This is a genomic window from Sinorhizobium psoraleae (assembly GCF_013283645.1).
In the GTDB taxonomy this organism is placed as follows: domain Bacteria; phylum Pseudomonadota; class Alphaproteobacteria; order Rhizobiales; family Rhizobiaceae; genus Sinorhizobium; species Sinorhizobium psoraleae.
This window is the reverse complement of the sequence record NZ_JABEKV010000001.1, coordinates 530,912-551,321: the sequence shown is the minus strand read 5'-3', so window position 1 is coordinate 551,321 and position 20,410 is coordinate 530,912. Positions and strand designations below refer to the sequence as shown.

Annotated in this window: 17 protein-coding genes; 5 read left to right on the top strand and 12 right to left on the bottom strand. The window is 62.5% G+C overall.

Annotated elements, in window-relative coordinates:
• Nucleotides 1-3 precede the first annotated feature (3 nt).
• Genes ILFOPFJJ_RS02485 through ILFOPFJJ_RS02470 form a run of 4 tightly spaced genes read left to right on the top strand, consistent with a single transcriptional unit; the run spans nt 4 to nt 6,073 of the window.
• Nucleotides 4-2,109, top strand: coding sequence for a hypothetical protein (locus ILFOPFJJ_RS02485; RefSeq protein ID WP_173508989.1), 2,106 nt, complete (start codon nt 4-6; stop codon nt 2,107-2,109).
• Nucleotides 2,110-2,130: 21 nt separating this feature from the next.
• Complete coding sequence (locus ILFOPFJJ_RS02480) at nt 2,131-4,221, top strand: type I secretion system permease/ATPase (protein WP_173508988.1); 2,091 nt, start codon at nt 2,131-2,133, stop codon at nt 4,219-4,221.
• Nucleotides 4,218-5,567 carry an HlyD family type I secretion periplasmic adaptor subunit gene (locus ILFOPFJJ_RS02475; RefSeq protein ID WP_173508987.1) on the top strand — a complete coding sequence of 450 codons (1,350 nt, stop codon included), beginning with the start codon at nt 4,218-4,220 and terminating at the stop codon, nt 5,565-5,567. The genes ILFOPFJJ_RS02480 and ILFOPFJJ_RS02475 overlap by 4 nt, the downstream gene beginning before the upstream one ends.
• Nucleotides 5,568-5,578: 11 nt before the next feature.
• Entirely contained in the window at nt 5,579-6,073 is a 495-nt protein-coding gene (locus tag ILFOPFJJ_RS02470) for a hypothetical protein (protein ID WP_173508986.1), read from the top strand.
• Nucleotides 6,074-6,104: 31 nt separating this feature from the next.
• Here ILFOPFJJ_RS02470 and ILFOPFJJ_RS02465 read toward each other — a convergent pair whose 3' ends face one another.
• The 5 genes from ILFOPFJJ_RS02465 to ILFOPFJJ_RS02445 form a co-directional block, all read right to left on the bottom strand.
• Nucleotides 6,105-6,929, bottom strand: coding sequence for a bifunctional allantoicase/(S)-ureidoglycine aminohydrolase (locus ILFOPFJJ_RS02465; protein WP_173508985.1), 825 nt, complete (start codon nt 6,927-6,929; stop codon nt 6,105-6,107).
• Nucleotides 6,930-7,062: 133 nt separating this feature from the next.
• The gene (locus tag ILFOPFJJ_RS02460; protein WP_173508984.1) at nt 7,063-8,502 is read right to left on the bottom strand and encodes an amidohydrolase family protein; all 1,440 of its coding nucleotides are present in this window, start codon (nt 8,500-8,502) and stop codon (nt 7,063-7,065) included.
• Complete coding sequence (locus ILFOPFJJ_RS02455; protein ID WP_173508983.1) at nt 8,495-9,589, bottom strand: amino acid ABC transporter permease; 1,095 nt, start codon at nt 9,587-9,589, stop codon at nt 8,495-8,497. Before ILFOPFJJ_RS02455 ends, ILFOPFJJ_RS02460 begins: the two co-directional genes overlap by 8 nt.
• Nucleotides 9,589-10,737, bottom strand: coding sequence for an amino acid ABC transporter permease (locus ILFOPFJJ_RS02450; protein ID WP_173508982.1), 1,149 nt, complete (start codon nt 10,735-10,737; stop codon nt 9,589-9,591). The genes ILFOPFJJ_RS02455 and ILFOPFJJ_RS02450 overlap by 1 nt, the downstream gene beginning before the upstream one ends.
• 249 nt (nt 10,738-10,986) lie before the next feature.
• A complete protein-coding gene (locus tag ILFOPFJJ_RS02445; RefSeq protein ID WP_173508981.1) occupies nt 10,987-12,000 on the bottom strand; it encodes an amino acid ABC transporter substrate-binding protein in 1,014 nt (337 codons plus the stop codon).
• A 315-nt stretch (nt 12,001-12,315) separates the two neighbouring features.
• Between ILFOPFJJ_RS02445 and ILFOPFJJ_RS02440 the strand changes: the two genes are divergently transcribed.
• Nucleotides 12,316-13,083 carry an aspartate/glutamate racemase family protein gene (locus ILFOPFJJ_RS02440; RefSeq protein WP_173508980.1) on the top strand — a complete coding sequence of 256 codons (768 nt, stop codon included), beginning with the start codon at nt 12,316-12,318 and terminating at the stop codon, nt 13,081-13,083.
• Between the two features lie 43 nt (nt 13,084-13,126).
• On the opposite strand, the gene ILFOPFJJ_RS02435 is transcribed toward ILFOPFJJ_RS02440, so the two are convergent.
• The 7 genes from ILFOPFJJ_RS02435 to ILFOPFJJ_RS02405 all read right to left on the bottom strand — a co-directional run bounded on the left by ILFOPFJJ_RS02435 (nt 13,127) and on the right by ILFOPFJJ_RS02405 (nt 20,403).
• Complete coding sequence (locus ILFOPFJJ_RS02435) at nt 13,127-13,867, bottom strand: GntR family transcriptional regulator (RefSeq protein ID WP_173508979.1); 741 nt, start codon at nt 13,865-13,867, stop codon at nt 13,127-13,129.
• A 132-nt stretch (nt 13,868-13,999) separates the two neighbouring features.
• Nucleotides 14,000-15,469, bottom strand: coding sequence for an amidohydrolase family protein (locus ILFOPFJJ_RS02430; protein WP_173508978.1), 1,470 nt, complete (start codon nt 15,467-15,469; stop codon nt 14,000-14,002).
• Between the two features lie 9 nt (nt 15,470-15,478).
• Nucleotides 15,479-16,669, bottom strand: coding sequence for an amidohydrolase family protein (locus tag ILFOPFJJ_RS02425; RefSeq protein ID WP_173508977.1), 1,191 nt, complete (start codon nt 16,667-16,669; stop codon nt 15,479-15,481).
• A gap of 79 nt (nt 16,670-16,748) precedes the next feature.
• Entirely contained in the window at nt 16,749-17,411 is a 663-nt protein-coding gene (locus ILFOPFJJ_RS02420) for a flavin reductase family protein (RefSeq protein WP_173508976.1), read from the bottom strand.
• Nucleotides 17,412-17,421: 10 nt separating this feature from the next.
• Entirely contained in the window at nt 17,422-18,504 is a 1,083-nt protein-coding gene (locus ILFOPFJJ_RS02415; RefSeq protein WP_173508975.1) for an ABC transporter ATP-binding protein, read from the bottom strand.
• Nucleotides 18,501-19,469 (bottom strand): ABC transporter ATP-binding protein, encoded by a 969-nt coding sequence (locus tag ILFOPFJJ_RS02410; RefSeq protein ID WP_173508974.1) that lies wholly within the window; start codon nt 19,467-19,469, stop codon nt 18,501-18,503. The genes ILFOPFJJ_RS02415 and ILFOPFJJ_RS02410 overlap by 4 nt, the downstream gene beginning before the upstream one ends.
• Nucleotides 19,470-19,473: 4 nt before the next feature.
• Nucleotides 19,474-20,403 carry an ABC transporter permease gene (locus ILFOPFJJ_RS02405; RefSeq protein ID WP_173508973.1) on the bottom strand — a complete coding sequence of 310 codons (930 nt, stop codon included), beginning with the start codon at nt 20,401-20,403 and terminating at the stop codon, nt 19,474-19,476.
• Nucleotides 20,404-20,410: the final 7 nt, after the last annotated feature.

Below are 20,410 nucleotides of genomic sequence, written 5' to 3'. Positions count from 1 at the left end.
GTAATGCACGCGGAGAAGATCAACGAAATTGTCGCGCATTTCCTCGGGCTGTTCGAGACGGCAAGCGACGAGGCACGCATAAGGCATCAATATCTGCAGGGCAGCGAAACCTGGAAGCCCGCGCCGGAGGACACCGCCAGCGACACGCCGCTGCCCGATTTCAAGTGCTCTTTCGAGCTGAAGGACTACGATCCGGACATTTCCTATCAGCCATCCGGCTATCGGCTCGATGGCCCCGATATCGCCGAACGCGCCCAACCTTCGGACGATGACTTCCCCGATCCCTTTTCGCACAATGACCTGGTCGGCCAGCCCAGGCTTTTCGGCACCGTTACGAGCCCGCCCGACATAGCACCGGAGCACATGCAGCTCGTCCAGGACGGTCCAGGCTCGTTCACCGGTCAAATTCTGCAGCTCAATCTCCTTCACGACGACGACGTCGTCAGCATGAACGGCACGGTCCGTGACACGAGCCATGTCACGGACAAGCTCGCGGATTATGCCACCGAGGCGACGAGCACCTCCCCGCTGGCGCAATTGAGCCAAATCGACAGTTTCGAGGCGCTTTCGGCGCTCGCCGCGAATCTCAAGGCCTTCGCCGCGACCGCGCGTGCCGACGAACCGCAGGAACCGGACGATCCCGCAACGCTCGTTGACGGCACGCCTGCACCGGTGCCCGACACTGTCGCACCCGCCGACCTGCCGGAGGATGAACACGGCACCGCGGTTCTCGCAGCCGACGACATCGAAGGCGTCTATGCGAACGGCACACATCTCGACGTTCTTCCGGAACTCGCCGATTACCTGCCCGCCGACAACCTTCCCCTCGAAGGAGCCGCCCCTCCATCCGCCGCCGCGCAAGGCGCCGGAGGGCTTCAACCGGTCGGCGATGGCGGCAGCACGCTGGAGGTTGAGGCAGGAGCCAACAAGGTCGGCAGCTTCGCGAGTATCGTCAGTGCCAGCGCTGCGGCACCGGTCACGGTTGTGATCGGCGACTACCATCAGATCGACGTCATCTCGCAATCCTACGTCTATGCCGACAGCGATGAGGTGAATGGCCCACTCGCCGAGACCGCTCACGAAGCCGCGTCGCAGACGATTGCCGTAAACATCGCGAATTTCGAGCGCCATGAATTCGAGGCGCCCGCACAGGAGACGACGGACGCTCCAGACCAATTGTCGATCTTCCCGACGAGCTGGCGCGTCGACGTGATCGATGGCGACCTGTCGATTGTCCATTGGATCGAGCAGTACAATTTCGTCAGCGACAACGACACTGTCGCCATTACCGCCAGCGGGGTGGAAACGACCGTGCTCACGGGCGGTAACGTAGCCGTCAATTTCGCCTCGTTCCTCGATCTCGGCATGCAGCACGACCTCGTGATCGTAGGCGGCCAGATCCTGGACATGAACCTCATCAGCCAGATCTCGATCCTCTACGACAACGACCAAATCCAGGGCGTCTCCGCCGGCAACGGCATCACCCTGGCTGACGACGGCAATCTTGTCTGGAACATGGGATCGATCGAGAACATCGGCGACAACGATCGCTTCGAGACCGTGCCGGACTACATGCTTCAGGTCGCCGACAATATCCGGGAGGGCACGAACGAACTGCCGGAAGAGCTGGCGCTCAACCAGGACTTCGCCGGGTACGCGAGCCTGCATATCCTCTATATCACCGGTAATCTCTATGACATCAACGTCATCCAACAGGTCAGCATTCTCGGTGATGCCGATGCTGTGGCCTACGCAGCCGGCGAAATGCTCAAAGAAGAATTCGACGCCGAAGTGGCCGTCCACGTCGGCGACAATGCGGTGGTCAACGTCGCGCAGATCATCGACTACGACAGCCTCGGCGACACAACCTATATCGGCGGCGAGCTCTATTCCGACTCGATCCTTATCCAGTCCGGGATCGTCGACGGCGGCAGTGACGGCGACACGACGCGCCTTCAGCCGGACCGGGACGGGCTTGCAAACGAGGTCATCGCATTTGTCGGCGAAGACGAACCAGCACCGAACAGCGGCGAGCGCGTCGGCGACCCCTCCGAGACATCGTGGGGCGACAGTCAATGGAATGACGTCATGCACACGATGCTGACGTAACGACGATCACGAGGGAGTGCCATGAACGACCTGTCCAAACGGTATGTCGATGGAGGCAAACCGTTGCCGCACTCCTCACCGGCGCTGAAGTTGCCGGAAACACCCAAAGCCTCTGTCGAACGCATCGAAATCATCAACTCCGCCTTTGAGGAACCGCGAAAGACGGGTCAGGACGCAGCGGGACGATCGCCTCCGCATCCGGAACAGCCGGGCGACGAAAACAGCATTCACGACGAGCTCAAGACGCGACCGGGCCGGCCGCTGTCGCCGACGATCAACAATGAGCCGGGCCCATTCAGGGATGGGGACCGTCGTCCGAGCGCGCGCGATGGCGGCGGCAAGGCCGGCGACAACGGCGGAGAGGGCAAGGATACATTTCACAGACGGACGGGACCGGTAAACTTCACCACAAGCCTTCACAACTGCCTCGCGGCCGTCCAGCGTAACATGCTGGTCGTCATCGTCTTTACCGTGGCGATCAACATTCTCGTCCTCGCCATCCCGATCTACCTGTTCCAGATTTCCGACCGGGTGCTGACAAGCCGGTCTCAGGATACGCTGCTCATGCTGACGGTCGCCGTTCTCGGCGCCATCGTTCTGCAGGTCGTTCTCGATGCCATCCGCCGTTTCATTCTGATGCGGACCGCCGTCGAAATCGAGGTGCAACTCGGCGCGCCGATCCTCAGCGCCGCGGCGCGGGCATCGCTGCACGGCAACGGGCGAGACTACCAGGTGCTCAGCGACCTGCAGCAGCTTCGTGCCTTCATCACTTCCGGAACGCTCATCTCATTCCTCGACGCGCCGCTGACGCCGCTCTTCGTAGTGGTCGTCTATTTGATCCAGCCGCAACTGGGGCTGATCGTCGTCTTTTGCTGCGTCGTCCTTTTCGTCATTGCCTATCTCAATCAGAAGGCGACGACGCGACCCTTCAGCGAAGCCAACGCGTTCCTCGGCCGCGCGAATTTTCACCTCGATTCGATGTCGCGCAATTCGCAGATCATCAATGCGTTGGCGATGATCCCGGAAGCGGTGAAGATGTGGGGGCATGAGACGGCCGCTTCGCTCAAAGCGCAGGTCTATGCCCAGGACCGCAATATCATGTTCACCGGCGCCTCGAAGGCGGTGCGGATGTTCACCCAGGTGGCTCTCCTCGGCTGGGGAGCGCATTTGTCGATGATGGGTCATCTGACGGGCGGCATGGTCATCGCCGCCTCGATCATCGCCGGGCGCGCCCTTGCTCCGGTCGAAGGAGCGATCGAGGGCTGGAACCAGCTCAACCACTCGCGCGCGGCCTACGGCCGGATCAGGCAACTTCTCCTGGGTTCGCCGCTGAACTTCCCCCGCCTGCGCCTGCCGAACCCCGAGGGCCGGCTCGACGTCGAACGCATCCTCTTCGTGCCCCCGCCGCAGAAGCGCGTAATCCTCAACGGCATATCCTTCTCGCTCGCAAAAGGCGAAGCGCTTGCCATCATCGGCAATTCCGGCTCCGGCAAGACGACACTCGGCAAGATGCTGGTCGGATCGATCCTGCCGACATCCGGCAGTGTGCGGCTCGACCTCATGGACCTTAGAAACTGGGATCAGCGGCAGTTCGGCGAAAGCATCGGCTATCTGCCGCAGGACGTGCAGCTCTTTCCGGGCACGATCAAGGCGAACATCTGTCGCATGCGTGACGATGTCGAGGACGCGATGATCTACGACGCGGCCGTGCTTGCCGACGTGCATGAACTGATCGCCACGTTCCCGCAGGGCTACGAGACAGTCGTCGCCGCAGACGGCGCTCCCCTCTCCGGTGGGCAAAAGCAGCGTATTGCGCTCGCGCGGGCCTTCTTCGGCAATCCTAAATTCGTCGTTCTCGACGAGCCGAATTCCAATCTGGACAGCAATGGCGAGGCGGCCCTTGCGCGCGCGCTTCTCCACGCGAAGAAACAGGGAATCACGACCGTGACCATCACCCAGCGCCCGGCCCTCTTGCAATGCGTCGACAAGATCATGGTGCTCAACGAAGGCACCGTTGCGATGTTCGGCGCGCGCAATGAAGTTCTCGCCGCACTTGGCGCAGCAACGAATGACGACCATGCAAAACCACGTATTCGTGGAGATCGTCGATGAGCCAGAGCAGGAAGGGCGCAGATCCGCACAATGCGGCGGAGTGGTACTCCGAGGTTCCCCGGTCGATCAGGCTGCATAGCTTCGCGGGCCTTGCCCTGATTGCGGCGTCCTTCGGCGGCTTCGGCTATTGGGCCTTTGCCGCACCGCTGGCGGCTGCGATCATTGCTCAGGGAAGCTTCGTCGCCAACGGCAACAACAAGATCATCCAGCACCTGGAAGGCGGCATCATCGAGGAACTGCTGGTCGACGAAGGAGACAAGGTGAGGGCCGGAGATATTCTGGTGAAGCTCGACCAGACCCCGGCGCGCGCCAACGAACGCATGCTCAACCTCAAGCGCCTTCGCCTGGAAGCGGTGGTCGCGCGGCTTCGGGCGGAAGCGATGGGCAGCGACACCTTCCAGGTACCGGACATCGTCGCCGAGCAGGCGGACGATCCGGACGTGCGGGCGATCATCGAAAGCCAGAACGTCAATTTCCAGAGCAAGAAGATCAAGCTGCAGGATCAGTTGAACCTCATCGACCAGAACATTCGCTCCCTCGAATTTCGCGCCAAGGGCTACGAGCTGCAGCGCGCATCCTTCAACAAACAGATGGAGATCCTGGCGGAAGAGCGGCAATCCAAGAGCAGGCTGGCGGAAAGCGGCCTGATCAGGCGGCCGGAACTCCTGGCCCTCGACCGGGCGATCGCCGACGCGATCGGCGAGATCGGCCGGCTTGAGTCGGAGGTAAAGGAGAGCAACACCCAGATCGATCGCTACCGCCAGGAAGCCGTTATAGCCATCAATACCAACAAGCAGACCGCCCTCGACGGTCTGGAGGCGGCCGAAGCCGATCTCGATGCCGTGCGCGAGCAGGTCCGTGAGGCGGCCGAGATACTTGACCGCGCCACCATTCGCTCGCCCGTCGACGGAACGGTGGTACGCAGCTATTTCCACACGGCCGGCGGCGTGATCGCGACCGGAAAGCCGATCATGGAAATCCTGCCGGCGAACGTGCCGCTGATCATCGAGGCGCAGGTGCTTCGAACGGCCATCGATCAGCTCAAGGTTGGCGAGGATGCAACGATACGCCTCTCGGCGCTGAACCGCCGCACGACTCCCGTTCTGAGCGGCAAGCTCTTCTATGTCTCGGCCGACTCCATCGAGGAAACGGCCGGCGGACAGCAACGCGACGTCTACATCGTCCGCGTGGAGGTGCCCGCCAGCGAGATCAATCGAATCCACGGGTTCCATCCGGTGCCCGGAATGCCGGCCGAAATCCTAATCACGACGTCCGAGCGAACTTTCTTCGAATACCTGACGAAGCCGATCACCGACAGCATGTCGCGGGCATTCAAGGAAACCTGAGGGGAAGCGTCATGGCGGCGGCTCAGGAGGTGCTTTTGCAGGTTGGTCGACTGAACTACGTCTGGACCAACACCGAAAGCCTTTTGATTTACATCATCGCGCACCTGCTGAAGGTCGACAAGGAGTCGGCCATCATCGTCTTCCTGACGCTGAACACGACACGCGCGCGCATCGACCTCACGGAGCGCCTGGCGAAGCTGCCGGCGACCTCGCCGCAAACGCGCGACGAGGTGCTGTCGATTACCGAGCGGCTGAAACAGCAGTCGAAGATGCGCAACAAATACAACCACTGCATCTACTCCTTCGATGAACAGGGAGCGATCTCGAGCACGCAGTTGATGCGGTTGGTCGAGGGCGAGAAGGAGGTTCGCTACGGCAAGGTGGAGCAACTCGACGCGCGCGAACTGGCACGTCTCGAAAATGCGATCCGCGAGATTACCGACATCAGCAAGGCCCTCTGGGCGTTCATCCGCTCACGCCCGAATTTCGACGAACGGCTGATCTGACCGCTCTCTTTGGTGGGGCGACCGACCTGGCCTATCGCGACAGGCGCATATGCCGATTGACGTCCTTGTAAAGCAGGTAGCGGAAATTGCCCGGGCCGCCAGCGTAGCAGGCCTGCGGGCAGAAGGCGCGCAGCCACATGAAGTCGCCCGCTTCGACCTCGACCCAGTCCTGGTTCAACCGATAGACTGCCTTGCCCTCGAGAACATAGAGCCCGTGCTCCATGACGTGCGTTTCGGCGAAGGGAATGACCGCACCCGGTTCGAAGGTGACGATGGTCACATGCATATCGTGGCGCATATCCGCCGGATCGACAAAACGCGTCGTCGCCCACTTGCCGTCGGTGCCGGGCATGGGCGCGGGCGTGACGTCGGCCTCGTTGGTGAAGAATGCCTCCGGCGCATCGAGCCCTTCGACGGCCTCGTAGGCTTTGCGAATCCAGTGGAACCGCGCGGGCACGTTCCCATGATTGCGCAGCCGCCATGCGCTGGTCGGGGGAATGAAACCGAAACCGCCGGGGCGAAGCACATGCCGGCGACCATCGAGTTCGACGGTGATCTCGCCTTCCATGACGAAAAGCGCGCCTTCAGCCGCAGGATCGAGTTCCGGCCGATCGCTGCCACCGCCCGGTGCCACCTCCATGATATATTGGGAGAATGTCTCGGCGAATCCGGAAAGCGGACGCGAAAGGACCCACAGGCGCGTGTTTTCCCAGAAGGGAAGATAGCTCGTGACGATGTCCATCATCACGCCCTTCGGAATTACCGCATAGGCCTCCGTGAAAACCGCACGCCCGGTAAGAAGCTCCGTCTGCATGGGCGCGCCACCCTTCGGTGCGAAGTAAGTCCGTTCAACCAACTCTCGTCCTCCACGACATTCAATTTCGGTCTTCGGTTCCACCGTCTACATCTTCCGTAAGCGAAATGCAGCAATTCAAACTGCTACAGCGACCTTTGCGCGTCTGACAAGACGCGCGCTACCGACGCAACGCTTACATCGACGGCAAGGAACGCGGCGCCAGCGTCGCGCTCGACCGTCGGGCCGGATCGTTGGCGCCGAGCCGGCGAACCGCAAAATCCTGGGCCTCCTGAAGCTGCCGCAGCGCGCCCTCGTAATCGAGATTGGTTGGCCTGCCTTTCTCGACGACAAGTGCCCCGTCCACGTAGACCGCGTCAATGGCGCGTTCCGCCGCGCAATGCAGCAGATTGCGCAGCGGATCATAGACCGGCTGCATCGCGGCATGCTTGAGATCGACCAGGAAGAAGTCCGCCTTGGCACCGTGGGCCAGGCGTCCGATGTCCTGGCGCCCGAGCGCCCGCGCACCCGCAAGCGTGGCGGCCTCGAATACGCCTGAGGTTTCGACATCGAAGACGGAGCCGCCGGCGATGCGGGCACAAATCATCGCCTGGCGCATCTCTTCCAGCATATTGAACGGATAGCTGTCGGTGCCGAGCGCGACGTTCACGCCGCTTCGCCGATAACGGCCGAGCGATTGCAGCACCATGCCACTGCGCGCAAAGGTGACCGGACAATGCGCCACGCTGGCGCGGCGTTCGGCCAGCAGCGCCAGGTCAAGCTCAGTGCGCTGCCGTGTCCAGGCATGGCTGTCGACGAAGATGCAGTGGCCGATGATGAGATCGTCGGCGAGCAGCCCGAGTGCGTCCAGATATTGTACGGCCGTCAGGCCGGTGCGCCGCAGCAGTTCCTCGTGCTCCGCCATCGTCTGCGCCGCATGGACCGTTATCGGCACCCGGCGGGTGCGGGCGGCCTCTGCCGCATCCTGGAGAAGTTCGGCGGAGCAGGTTTCGATCTGCGAAGGCGAAACGATCCCGCCGAGACGGCCTGAAGGATGCTCCCGCGCGGAATCGACGACTTCGAGGGCACGGGCGAAGGCTTCGCGCCCCCGGCCCTTGTCCCAGATGAAATCGAGACGACGGCTTTGCTCGACGTGCCAGGAAGCTTCGCGAAACCCCGGCGCGACATAGGCGCGTGCGCCGCTCTTCGCAAGCGTCGGCAGCCACGCGTCGTGCGGGGCGGCGATGTCGATGAGCGTGGTTACGCCGCTGCGCAGGAGGTCGCCCAGCATCACCGTCAATGACGCTTCCAGCGTATCAGGGCTGATCTCGATCAGGTTCGAGTATTCGTAAAGCGCATTGCCCCAAAGGGCGGCCGTGCCGGCATCCTCGAACAGGCCCTTGGAGATCGGCTCCTCGCCCGAGTGGCAATGCACGTTGACGAGGCCAGGCAACACCATCTTGCCCTTGCCGGAAATTTCCTCGTGGAAGTGGCCGTCATAGCGCCCGCCGACTTGGATGAAGCCATCCCCGTCGAAGGCGATGTCGCCATCGGATAGATAGACATGGCCCTCAGTCCTTTGATCGAAGGCGACGATCGTGTCCGTGTTTCGAATGACCCGAATGTTCTTACGCATGTGTGATCCTGAAATGCTGCTCCAGAAAACGGCTGTAGATCCCCATCAGGGCACTGAAGGCGAAATAGACGGCCGCCGCGAAGACATAACCCTCGAGCACGGCGATGCCCTGCCATTCCGGGTCACGGAGCGCTGAGCGAACGGTGTCGAGAAAGTCGAGAAGGCCGACGATCGTGACCAGCGTCGTATCCTGAAAGAAGCCAATGAACAGCCCCACCATCGGTGGAATGACTTTCTTCAGCGCCTGCGGAAGAACGATCTTGCGCATGACCTGCCAATAGTGCAGGCCGAGCGAATAGCCCGCCTCGAACTGCCCCTTTGGAACGTCCTGCAGGCCGCCGCGCACGATCTCCGCGATGTAGGCGGAGGCGAAGAGGATGATCGCCACCTGCGCGCGCAGCAGCTTGTCGACAGTCCCGCCATCCGGCATGAACAGTGGCAACATGACGGTCGCCATGAACAGGATGCTGATCAAGGGCACGCCCCTGACGATCTCGATAAAACCGACCGCGAGCACGCGAATGGCCGGCAGGCTCGACGCCCGCGCAAGCGCCAGCCCGATGCCGAGCGGCAGCGCGCAGGCAAGGCCGACGAAGGACAACATGAAGGACAGGGGCAATCCTCCCCACTTCGTCGTCGGCACATCGGAGAGGCCGAAGAAACCGCCGGCCATCAACACATACAGCAACGGCAATATGGCTATGACCCACGCGCACAGCAGAGCGCGAGACCAGAAGCGCGGGATCATCGAGACGAGACAGCTTGCAAGGAGAATAAGCAGGGCAACGAGCGGCCGCCACTGTTCCTCGAACGGATAAAAGCCGAAGACCATGTAGCGTAGCTTCTCTGCGACGAACGGCCAGCAGGCGCCGCTGCTTGCCTTGCAGTCGGCGGCATCGCCATGGAAAACGGCGTCGATGAACAGCCAACCGAAGGCGAGCTTGGCGCCCAGAAAGATGAAGGCGATCGACAGCAGGCTGACGAGGGAATTTGCCGGCGTCCCGAAATAGGGTGCGAGCAGACCGAAACGTCGCGCTGGAGCTGCGGGTCTCAGGACCGGCACCGAAAGGGTTTGAGTATCGGCCATCAGCGCTCCTTCAGCGCGACGCGCGCATTGTACCAGTTCATCGCCAGGGAAATGACCGTGGACAGGCCGAGATAGACGCCCATGAAAATGGCGATGGTCTCGATCGCCTGCCCCGTCTGGTTCATGACCGTATTGGAGACCATCACCAGATCCGGATAGCCGATCGCGATCGCCAGCGAACTGTTCTTGAACACGGTCAGGTAAGTGTTCGTCAGCGGCGGGACGATCAGGCGAAGCGCCTGCGGGAGGACGACGAGCCGCATGGTCCGTGAACGGGAGAGACCCAGAGCTGCCGCAGCCTCCCATTGTCCCGCTCCGACAGCCTGGATGCCGGCGCGAACGATTTCGGCAACGCTCGCGGAGACGCTGAGCATGAGCCCGAAGAGCAGCGCGACGAATTCCGGCCGCACATGCAGCCCGCCCGTCAGGCGAAACCGACCGGCCTCCGGAACATCCCAAGTAACCGAGACCGCACCCAGCACCCAGAGGAGAAGCGGAGGAGCCAGGAGCGCGAGAAATGCAATTGCGGTGCCGTGGTTCGATCGTCCGGTGACGATGCGCTTTTGACGAGCGATGCGATGGATGAGAAGGGCGGCAGCGGCGCTGGCCACAATGGTAATGGCGATCGCGGTGCTGCCCTTACCGAGGATCAGCGCCGGCAAGACCAGGCCGCTATTGGAAAGAAAGACGCCTGGCAGCACGTGAAGCGCCTGCCTGACCGGCGGAAAGACCAGGATGATCAGCGAATACCAGAGAAAGAGATAAAGCAGCAGGGGCACATTGCGCAGCACTTCCACATAGGCAAGCGCCAGGCGCGCAAGCAGCGGGTTGCGTGACATGCGCGCAACGCCGATCACGAGCCCGAGAAAAGTGCCGAGCAAGGCGGCAAGTGCCGAGACCTTCACCGTGTTGACAATTCCGACCAGGATCGCCCGGCCTATGCTGTCGGTCGGCTGGTAGGCAATGGCGGCCTCGCTGATGACGAACCCGGCCTGACGCGCCAGGAAGCCGAAGCCGGTCGCGATATTCTGCTTGGCGAGATTGTCGCTTGCAGCGGCGAACATCGTCCAACCGGCAAACGCCACAAGGGCTATCGCACCGAACTGATAGCAGAAGGCGCGGACCCGCATATCATTCAAGAACACCATGACGACCGCCGCGTTACCGAGAGGCACATGAAAGGCTCGCACACTACAGCGCCGCGCGTCTTATCAGACGCGCAAAGGACGCTGTAGCACTTTGAATTGCTGCATGTTTTTGTCCTTGAATCGGCCACGATTTAAGGACACATGCAGGAGCGCCGCGCGTCTTATCAGACGTGCAAGGCCGCTGTAGCACTTTTGTCCTTGGATCGAAGGACTCAAGGAAACATGCAGTAGGCGCGCGAGCCGGTTCGCTCAGCGGAACGGCGGGGCGTAGACCAGGCCGCCGGCGCTCCACAACGCATTCGGTCCGCGGGTCAGGCCGAGACGCGTGCCCTCACCAAGGTTGCGTTCGAAGATCTCGCCGTAATTGCCGACGCCCTTGATGACGTGATAGCCCCACTTGCCGTCGAGGCCGAGCATGGTTCCAAGCTCATCGGTGACGCCGAGCATGCGCTGGATTTCCGGATCCTCGCTCTTCAGCATGTCGTCCACATTGGACTGCGTTATCCCTTTCTCTTCCGCCGCCATCAGCAGCCATACCGACCAGGACATGATATCCCGCCAGTTGGAGTCGTTCTGGCGAACGGCAGGGGCCAGCGGCTCCTTTGAAATCGTCTCGGGCAGAACCTGATAGTCGTCCGGATTGTTGGCGACGGCGCGAATCGATGCGAGATCGGAGCGATCCGAGGAAATCGCCTCGCATCGTCCCGCAAAGAAAGCAGCCCTGTTTTCATCCGGGCTCTCGAAAACCACCAATTCGAACTTGCCGCCGATCGAGCGGAAGAAGTCGCTGAGATTTTGCGCCGTGGTCGTCCCCGGCAGCGTACAGATTGCGGCCTCGGTCAACTCCTTCGCGCTGGAGACGCCGAGCGACTTGGCGACCATCAGACCCTGGCCGTCGTAGAAGACCGTCGGGCCGAAATCGAGGCCGAGCGAAGACTCGCGCGAGAAGGTTTGCGTCGTCTGCCGGGAAAGCAGGTCGATTTCGCCGGACTGCAGCGCCTGAAAGCGCGTGTTGATATTGGTCGGTACGAATTCAACCTTTTCCTCGTCGCCGAAGACGGCGGCGGCGACCGCGCGGCAGATATCGGCGTCAAAACCCTGCATCCGGCCTTTTTCATCGGGCGCGGCGAAACCCGGCGTGCTCAGCGAAATGCCGCAAACGAGCTTCCCGCGCGCCTTTACCGTATCGAGCGTTGCCGCATGCGCCGTACTCGCCACGGCACCGATGGCAGCCGCGCAAAACGTCAAAAATTTCTTTCTCATATTCCCCTCCCGGTTTGCTTCTGTCGGTCGTGTTCGGAAAGCGCCCGCCTCCCCAGCAAAGCGCCCGCCCTATCCGCCGACCGTGATTTGTGTACAATGCCAACCGCAACAAGGCAATGCCATTGCATACAATATGATGCATAAAAACCCAGGTGCACGCGGGTCACCCGCCTTCGCGTCCGAAAGGCCGATTGATTAACCAGGTAGCCGAAAGATGCGCATTGACAATGGCTTCACAAATCCAATATGCGGTATCGTATACAATGATGTATTCTTTTCTACTCTCGAAGCCACTGACAACTCAATGGGGATGCCATGAGGATCAAGCTCATCAATCCGAACACGACCGGTTCGATGACCGACCTCATCGCCGCCGCAGCGCGATCGGTAGCGGCTCCCGGGACCGAGATCATCGCGGCGACGTCGCGATCGGGTCCTGCCTCGATCGAGTGCCACTTCGATGAAGCGATGAGCGTTGTCGGCCTCATTGACGAAATCATCGACGCGCCTGCAGCCGACGCCTATGTCATCGCCTGTTTCGGTGATCCGGGTTTGTTCGCCGCGCGCGAGATAACCGACGCGCCGGTCTTCGGGATCGCCGAAGCCGCCATGCATGCGGCAACATTCGTCTCCACCGGTTTTTCGGTCGTCACGACGCTCGAACGCACCCGGATCATCACCGAGCATCTGGTTCGCAACTACGGCATGGAGCACCAGTGCCGGCGCGTGCGCGCGACGGATGTACCCGTACTCGAACTCGAGCGGCCGGAATCCAATGCACGCGCCACCATTTTAGCCGAATGCGAACGCGCGCTCGTCGAAGATCAGTCGTCGGCTATCGTTCTCGGTTGCGCCGGCATGGCCGATCTTGCGGCTTATCTGGAGGATCGGCTGCAGGTCCCGGTCATCGACGGCGTCGCTGCGGCGGTCAAGTTTGCCGAGGCGATCGTCGGCATGGGTTTGAAGACGTCGAAGCGCGGCGATCTTGCCCCGCCCCTGCCGAAGATCTATCGCGGCAAGCTCGCAAGCTATGCTCCCGGAAACGGGCTGGTCGGCCCGACCACGTCGCTCAAGGCCGGCTGATTCCACCTCGAACGATGGAAATACCGGCGCCGGCTTGCAACCGTCAGGCGACGGGTTTGAATAGCGCCGCGAAGTCTACGCGCGACGGCTGATCGGCGAGGTCGATCTGCGCCTCGATGTGGCGGAGGTGATGCTCCATCGCCCGCACCGCCGCCTTCGCATCCCGCTGCTTCAGGGCATCGATGATGTCGCGATGCTCGCTCTGCGAACAAGGCACAGCGCCAGGCGATTCGTAGAGCGCGATGATCAGCGACGTTCGCGAAACGAGTTCCTGGACGAAATCCCGCAACACGGCATTTCCGGCGAGCGCCGCGAGTTCGAGATGAAAATCGCCGGAGAGCTGGAGCCGCCGCTTCTTGTCATTGCGGGTAAGCGCCTCCGCCTCTGCATCGAGGAGGTCCGTGAGCCGGCCGATGCCCGCATCGCCAATCGTCGCCGCAAGCTTTTCAATGAGAATGCACTCGACGCCGCGGCGCGCCTCGAACACTTGCCGCGCCTCCTCGATCGACGGCCGCGCGACGAAGGCACCCTTGTTCGGAATGAGGTCCACGAGCTTCTCGTGAGCGAGACGCTGCAGGACCTTGCGGATGATGGTTCGGCTGACGCCGAAAGCTGTTGCCAGCGCGTCCTCCTGCAACGGCGTCGCGGGCCGGATCTGATGATTGATGATGGCCGCGTAGATTTCACTGTGAATGCGCTCGTCGGCCCGGCCGGCGCGTTTGCGCGCAACGCCAGATCGGTCCGACTTGTCGGCGCTCGTGGTGGCTCCTGGCACGCGCTGCATCGCACTTTCCTGTACAAGGTCTCCTGACGAAGGCTTTCCGCCAAAGACCTGATGACGCAAACCGCGGCGGATTACAAGGTGACCCGCGATCGTACCTTCACCAATGTATACAATTCGTCCTAATTTCGAAAATCAGCGGTCAACGATCCGGTAACTGGGCGAAAAGATCTCCTCGACCGGTGGGTGACCGAAGGTGCGCAGCGGATATTTCGCGATCACGCCCTCGAACTGCATCTGGGCCCGCTGGCGATAAGCTCGGTCGTCGACGCCCGGAATGACGCCATCCTCCATGACGAAGCGGCCGCCGATCATCACCGATTTCACCGATTGCGCCGAAGCGTTCAACATCAGGGTCTGGATAGGGTCGATGGTCTGGCCCATGAACGGATCGTCGAAGTCGACGACGATCAGATCGGCGGCCGCGCCAGCCTGCAGCCGGCCGAGATCGGGACGGCCGAGCGCATCGGCGCCGCCGATCGTCGCGGCGTCATAGAAATCCTCCGAGCGGCAGCCTTCGGTGCCGCCTTCCTCGACTCGGCAAAGCATCATCCCGACCTGCATGTTGAGGAACATGTCCGGCGGATAGGTGTCGGTCCCGAGGCCAATGCGGATACCCATGTCGCGATAGGCGCGGAAGGATTGCAACGCGGTGCCGTGTCGGGCCGAGACGAGCGGGCAATGAACGATCGTGCCGCCGCCGTCCCGCAGGATCTCGAGGTCTCGGCCCGGTCGGTCGATGCCGTTGCAGCCGCTGACATGGGTTCCATGCGGCAGGATCGCACGAGGCGACAGAAAGCCGAGACTGTCGAGCCACTCGGCCGGACTCATGCCGCGCAGCTTGAGTACGCTGTCATATTCGAAGCGCGATTGGCAGCAATGCAGACGGATCGGCACATCCAGTTCGGCGGCGGCCGCCGCCGACCGCTTGAGTAGCTCCGGGGTGCAGGTCTCGATCCTGTCCGGCGCCAGCATGGTGCGGATGAGTCCACCCGCTTCCCCCTCGAACCTGCGGCAGAAATCGATCGCGTCGGCGAGGCCGATGAAGCCGCGCTCCTCGTCGAAATGGTAATCGATGGTGCCGTCGCGTCGGACGAAGGAGTTGCCGGAACGATAGGCCGGTCCGAGATAGACGCGCAGCCCGAGATCGCGCGCGGCTTCGGCGGCCGCCGTGAACTCGGCGACCGTCTCGCCCCATTGGCGATAGAACAGCGAAGCGATGGGCAGTGCTGTCGTGATGCCGCTGCGGATCAGCCGCGAGAAGGCGTAACGCTTCTGGAACGCCAACTCCTCTTCGCTGTACATCTCGAAGGGGCCGCTCTCCATATAGGTTTCCGGCCAGATACGCCCCTTCTTCCACGCCGGCTGGTTGTCATAGCCAAGCACGGTCGTATCAAGGTCCGAGAGCGCATCGAGGTCGACGAAGCCAGGCCCGATCAGCGCATTACCGTAGTCGATGCGGCGCGCGACAACGCCTTGGTAGCGATGGCCGACGAAGATGATGCGGTCGCCGGTGACGACGATTTCGCCATTCGGATAGAGGCAGTGGCGGCCGTCGGCGTGGCCGACAACCCAGCGGGCGGTAAGCAGCAATGGTTCATGCATATCGGAAACTCACTCTACGGTAAAAAGAGCCTGGCCATCACGCGCGACCGGCTTGCCGCGCTTCAGCACCAGTTTGCGTCTCGGTCGAGCGGCAACCGCCTCGGCGACCGTTTCCGCATCGACCAGCACGATGTCGGCGAAGGCGCCTTCGCGAAGGCCATAGTCCTTCAGTGCCATGACATCGGCACCGCCTTGCGTGCAGATATGGAGCGCATATTCGACTTCGTCGTCGCGGCGGAAATTGTTGCGCAGGCCAATGAACAGCGCCCGTTCGAGCATGTCGAGATTGCCGTAGGGACCCCAGGTGTCGCGAATGCCGTCTGAACCGGCACAGAGACGAACGCCAGCGTTCCGCAGTTCGGCCGCCGCGGGTACCGGCCGCGAAGCGGGTGCCGTGGTCGCAATCGCAATGTCCTCGCGCGCGAGCTTTTCGACCAGCGCGTGAGCGCGGGCGCGGTCGGTCATGCCGAGGCAGAAGGCGTGGCTGACCGTGACCTTGCCGCGCATACCGTGCGCACGGGTGCGCTCGACGATCATCTCCAGCGAAAACGCGCCCAACTCGTCCGGTTCGTGCAGATGGATGTCGATGGGCTTGCCGTGCTTCTCGGCTAGGTGGAAAACGACGTCGAGCTGGCCTTTCGGATCGCGGTCGATGCCGCAGGGATCAAGCCCGCCGACGACATCGGCGCCGTTGGCGAGCGCTTCGTCCATCAGTTCAAGCGTGCCGGGGCGGATCATCATGCCGGACTGCGGGAAGGCGACGATCTCGATGTCCATCACGTCGCGGAAGCGCTCGCGCGTCGCCGAGACGCCTTCGAAGCACCACAGCTTCTGATCGGTGTCGATATCGACATGGCTGCGAATGGCGGTCGTGCCGTTCGCAGCGGCAAGGGCCACCTGCCGCGCCGACTGGCGTGCCGGATCGATGTTGAGTTCGCGGCGGAGCCGGCGTTCCGTCGAGATCTTGTCCTCAAGCGTCGGATCAGCCTGGTGGGCATGCCAGCCCATACCCCACAACGACTTGTCGAGATGGGCATGCGCCTCGACCAAGCCCGGCAGCGCAATGGCGCCGGCACCGTCCTCAGCCGGACCGCCGCAGGCGAGATCGCCGCCGATGCGAGCGATGCGGCCGTCGCGGATGAGAATGTCGACCTTTGCGCCACCAAGGGGCCGGACGTTCTTGAGCAGGAGTTCGGTCATTGAAGTATCACTTGCATTGGCAGATTGCGACTGGATCGGCTTGTTGGCCGACTGCGGAACGGCGGCGGCCGTACGCCGCTCAGCCCGGAAGCTTCTCCGGCTTAGGCTCGCCGTAGCCCGCCGCTTCCTCGTGATGGAGCAGGTCAGCCGGCTTCTTCAGTACGAATTGCCGGTCGGCGACGATGTAGTTGTCGGCGTGTAGGCGGGCGATCGGCTGGTAGACCTCCGGCCGGACATATCTGCCGCGCTCGTCGAGGCAGTCGTCGCGGACATGCATCTGCACGACTTCACCGAGCACGATGGTCCGGCGCTCGTAGTCGATCGTCTGCGCGACGCGGCATTCCATGGCGCAGGGCGCCTCCTTGATGCGTGGCGGCGCCACTTTCACCGAGGGCACGCTCGTCAGCCCGGCGAATTCGATCTCGTCGATATCGCTCGGGAAATTGATACCGGTGACGATCATCTCCTTGGCAATCGACATGTCGACCATGTGGACGACGAACTCGCCCGATCGCTTGATGTTGGCGACCGTATCCTTGATCGTTCCGTCCGGTCGCGCCTGCATGCCGAGGATGACGAGCGGCGGTTCCTGCGAGAACACGTTGAAGAAGCTCATCGGCGCCGCGTTGTTACAGCCATGCGCATCGACAGTGGTGACGAGCGCAATCGGCCGCGGCGCGACGAAACTCACCAGCAGCCGGTAGCGGTCCTGGGCGGGCAGTTCGGCAAAGTCGAATTCCATGACGGTCCTTTCAGATGACAGCCTGCGCTGCGTGATCGTTGCCCGCCGAAGCCACAGCGGGCAAGTCGCCCCGGCCTTCCTCGACCGCGTGGCACGAAACGCGCACGCCGTTGCCATGAGCCCGAAGGTTGGGCGCCTCGCGCCGACAGCGGTCATTGGCAAGCCCACAACGCGGATGGAAATGACACCCGGACGGCGGATTGATCGGGTTCGGCACCTCGCCGGAAGTCGGCACACGGTCCCGCTTCGACATGCCGAGGTCGGGGATCGTGTCGAGCAGCAGCCGGGTGTACGGATGCTGCGGATTGCTGAAGAGTTGGGCGGCGGGCGACACTTCGACCAGCCGGCCGAGATACATGACGCCAATCCAGTCCGACATGAAGTTGACCACCGCAAGATCGTGGCTGATGAACAGGTAAGTCAGCCCTAATTCGCGCTGCATGTCGCGCATCAGATTGAGGATCTGGGCCTGCACGGAAACGTCGAGTGCCGAGGTCGGCTCGTCGCAGACGAGGAACTCCGGTTTCGTCGATATGGCGCGGGCGATGGAGATGCGCTGGCGTTGCCCGCCTGAAAATTCATGCGGAAACTTGTCGCCATCCCTAGAGTTCAGGCCAACGAATTCGAGTAGACGATCGACCTCGCGGCGCTCTTCCTCGCGCGAGGCGCAGAGGCCGTAGGTACGAAGCGGTTCTGCAATGATGTCGCGTACCCGCCAGCGCGGGTTGAGGCTGGCATAGGGGTCCTGGAAGATCATCTGCATGCGACGGCGCACGGCGGCAGGCTGACCGGCCGGCGCCAGCGAGATATCGGCGCCGTCGAAGAGGATGCTGCCGGCCGAAGGGGTGGAAAGCCCCATGATCAGCCGCGCCACCGTGGACTTGCCGCAACCCGACTCGCCGACGAGGCTCAGCGTCTGGCCGCGTGGAATTTCGAGATCGAGCCCGTCGACGGCCTTGACTGTCTGCGTCTCACCGCCTTCGATCAGGCGGTTCAGCAAGGGCTTCGACATCGCGAAGTGTTTCTTCAGGCCGTTGACCGACAGCAACGGCCGGTCGTCGGCGACCTTCATTCTTGCAGGCGCGGCATTCATTGTGTCACCCCTTCATAAAGCAGGCAGGCAGCGGCGCCGTCGGCAACCGGCCTGAGTTCCGGCCGGAGATGGTGGCATGCGGCAATGGCCTTCGGGCAGCGCGGATTGAAGGCGCAACCTTTTGGAATGTCGGTGAGGCGCGGCATGGATCCTTCGATCTGGACAAGCCGGTCCGGCCGCGGACCGATGCGCGGGATAGAGCCCATCAGCCCTGCCGTGTAGGGATGGCTCGGCTTCTGCAGCACGCGCGCGACCGGGCCGATCTCGGCGAGGCGCCCTGCATACATCACCGCCACCCGGTCCGCCGTTTCGGCGATCACGCCCATGTCGTGGGTGACCAGGATCGCCGCCGCGTTGCGCTCCCAGCAGACGCGTTTCAACAGTGCGATGATCTGGGCCTGGACCGAAACGTCGAGTGCCGTCGTGGGCTCGTCGGCGATGATCAGGCGCGGTTCGGCGCAAAGCGCAAGAGCGATGACGACGCGCTGCCGCATGCCGCCGGAAAACTGGTGCGGGTACTGATCGATGCGCCGATCGGGTGCCGGGATGCCGACTTCGGCCAGCCATTCGATGGCGCGCCTGCGTGCTTCGGCGGCTGGCATCGGCAGATGCGTCCGGATCGTCTCCGTCAGTTGCTCGCCGACGGTGAAGAGAGGATTGAGGCTCGTCAGCGGATCCTGGAAGATCGCGCCGATGTGACGGCCACGCACCTTGCGCATCTCGTCAGGTGAAAGATTGTCGATGCGTTTGCCGTCGAGGCGGATCTGACCGCCACCGATGCGGCCCGGCGGTTCGAGCAAGCCGATGACGGCAGCGCCGGTCATCGATTTGCCGGCACCGGACTCTCCGACAACCCCGAGGATTTCCCCCTGTTCGACAGAGAAGGAAACATTGTCGACGGCGGTCAGCACGCCCTTTCGGGTGGGGAACTCGACTTTGAGATTCTCGACTTCGAGCAAGGCCATGACATCACCTCAGTTTCGGATTGAGTGCGTCGCGCAGCCAGTCGCCGATCAGGTTGACCGCAAGAACCAGCACGGCGAGCGTCGCCGAGGGAAAGATCACCACCCACCAGATGCCGGAGAACAGATATTCGTTGCCGACGCGGATGAGGGTGCCGAGCGAAGGTTGTGTGGGCGGCATGCCGACGCCGAGGAAGGAGAGCGTCGCCTCAGTCAGGACCGCCATGCCGAGATTGATGGTCGCGATGACCAGCACCGGCCCGAGCACATTGGGCAAGATGTGCGTGAGCATGATGCGCAGCCGACCGACGCCGATCGTGCGGGCGGCCTGGACATATTCGCGCTGGCGCTCGACAAGCGTCGAGCCGCGCACGGTACGGGCATATTGCACCCAATTCGTGAGGCCGATCGCGAGCACCAGAACAACGATTGCCGCGCCCTCGTGCTGGTTTGCCGGAAGGATGCCGCGCATGACGCCATTGATGAGCAGCGCGACAAGGATCGCCGGAAAGCTCAGCAGCACGTCGGCGACGCGCATGATGATCGCATCGACGAACCCGCCGACAAAACCGCCGACAAGGCCGAGAAAGACGCCGAGCACCGCCGCCAGGAGAACGCTGGCGAAACCGACGAAGAGCGAGATACGCAATCCGTAGAAGATCGACGACACGACGTCGCGCGCCTGCGTGTCGGTGCCGAGCCAATAGTCGGGGTTGCCGCCCTCCATCCAGGAGGGGGGCAACTCGCTGTCGAGCAGGTTGAGACCGGCGATGTTGAACGGATTATGGGGCGCGATCTGCGGCGCGAAGACCGCGGTGACGAAAAGCAGCACCAGTGCGGCAGCGGCGATGATCGTCGTCTTGGATCGACGGAAGCTGTAGAACAGGTCGCTGTCGGCAAAGCGGCGGAGACGCCCGGTGAAGGAAGTGTCGCTCATGGCCAAG

Excerpts from the sequence above, each read along its gene's own strand:
- ILFOPFJJ_RS02485 (WP_173508989.1), top strand. The coding sequence starts at position 4 with ATGCACGCGGAGAAGATCAACGAAATTGTCGCGCATTTCCTCGGGCTG.
- ILFOPFJJ_RS02480 (WP_173508988.1), top strand. The coding sequence starts at position 2,131 with ATGAACGACCTGTCCAAACGGTATGTCGATGGAGGCAAACCGTTGCCG.
- ILFOPFJJ_RS02475 (WP_173508987.1), top strand. The coding sequence starts at position 4,218 with ATGAGCCAGAGCAGGAAGGGCGCAGATCCGCACAATGCGGCGGAGTGG.
- ILFOPFJJ_RS02470 (WP_173508986.1), top strand. The coding sequence starts at position 5,579 with ATGGCGGCGGCTCAGGAGGTGCTTTTGCAGGTTGGTCGACTGAACTAC.
- ILFOPFJJ_RS02460 (WP_173508984.1), bottom strand. The coding sequence starts at position 8,502 with ATGCGTAAGAACATTCGGGTCATTCGAAACACGGACACGATCGTCGCC.
- ILFOPFJJ_RS02455 (WP_173508983.1), bottom strand. The coding sequence starts at position 9,589 with ATGGCCGATACTCAAACCCTTTCGGTGCCGGTCCTGAGACCCGCAGCT.
- ILFOPFJJ_RS02450 (WP_173508982.1), bottom strand. The coding sequence starts at position 10,737 with ATGGTGTTCTTGAATGATATGCGGGTCCGCGCCTTCTGCTATCAGTTC.
- ILFOPFJJ_RS02445 (WP_173508981.1), bottom strand. The coding sequence starts at position 12,000 with ATGAGAAAGAAATTTTTGACGTTTTGCGCGGCTGCCATCGGTGCCGTG.
- ILFOPFJJ_RS02440 (WP_173508980.1), top strand. The coding sequence starts at position 12,316 with ATGAGGATCAAGCTCATCAATCCGAACACGACCGGTTCGATGACCGAC.
- ILFOPFJJ_RS02435 (WP_173508979.1), bottom strand. The coding sequence starts at position 13,867 with ATGCAGCGCGTGCCAGGAGCCACCACGAGCGCCGACAAGTCGGACCGA.
- ILFOPFJJ_RS02430 (WP_173508978.1), bottom strand. The coding sequence starts at position 15,469 with ATGCATGAACCATTGCTGCTTACCGCCCGCTGGGTTGTCGGCCACGCC.
- ILFOPFJJ_RS02425 (WP_173508977.1), bottom strand. The coding sequence starts at position 16,669 with ATGACCGAACTCCTGCTCAAGAACGTCCGGCCCCTTGGTGGCGCAAAG.
- ILFOPFJJ_RS02420 (WP_173508976.1), bottom strand. The coding sequence starts at position 17,411 with ATGGAATTCGACTTTGCCGAACTGCCCGCCCAGGACCGCTACCGGCTG.
- ILFOPFJJ_RS02415 (WP_173508975.1), bottom strand. The coding sequence starts at position 18,504 with ATGAATGCCGCGCCTGCAAGAATGAAGGTCGCCGACGACCGGCCGTTG.
- ILFOPFJJ_RS02410 (WP_173508974.1), bottom strand. The coding sequence starts at position 19,469 with ATGGCCTTGCTCGAAGTCGAGAATCTCAAAGTCGAGTTCCCCACCCGA.
- ILFOPFJJ_RS02405 (WP_173508973.1), bottom strand. The coding sequence starts at position 20,403 with ATGAGCGACACTTCCTTCACCGGGCGTCTCCGCCGCTTTGCCGACAGC.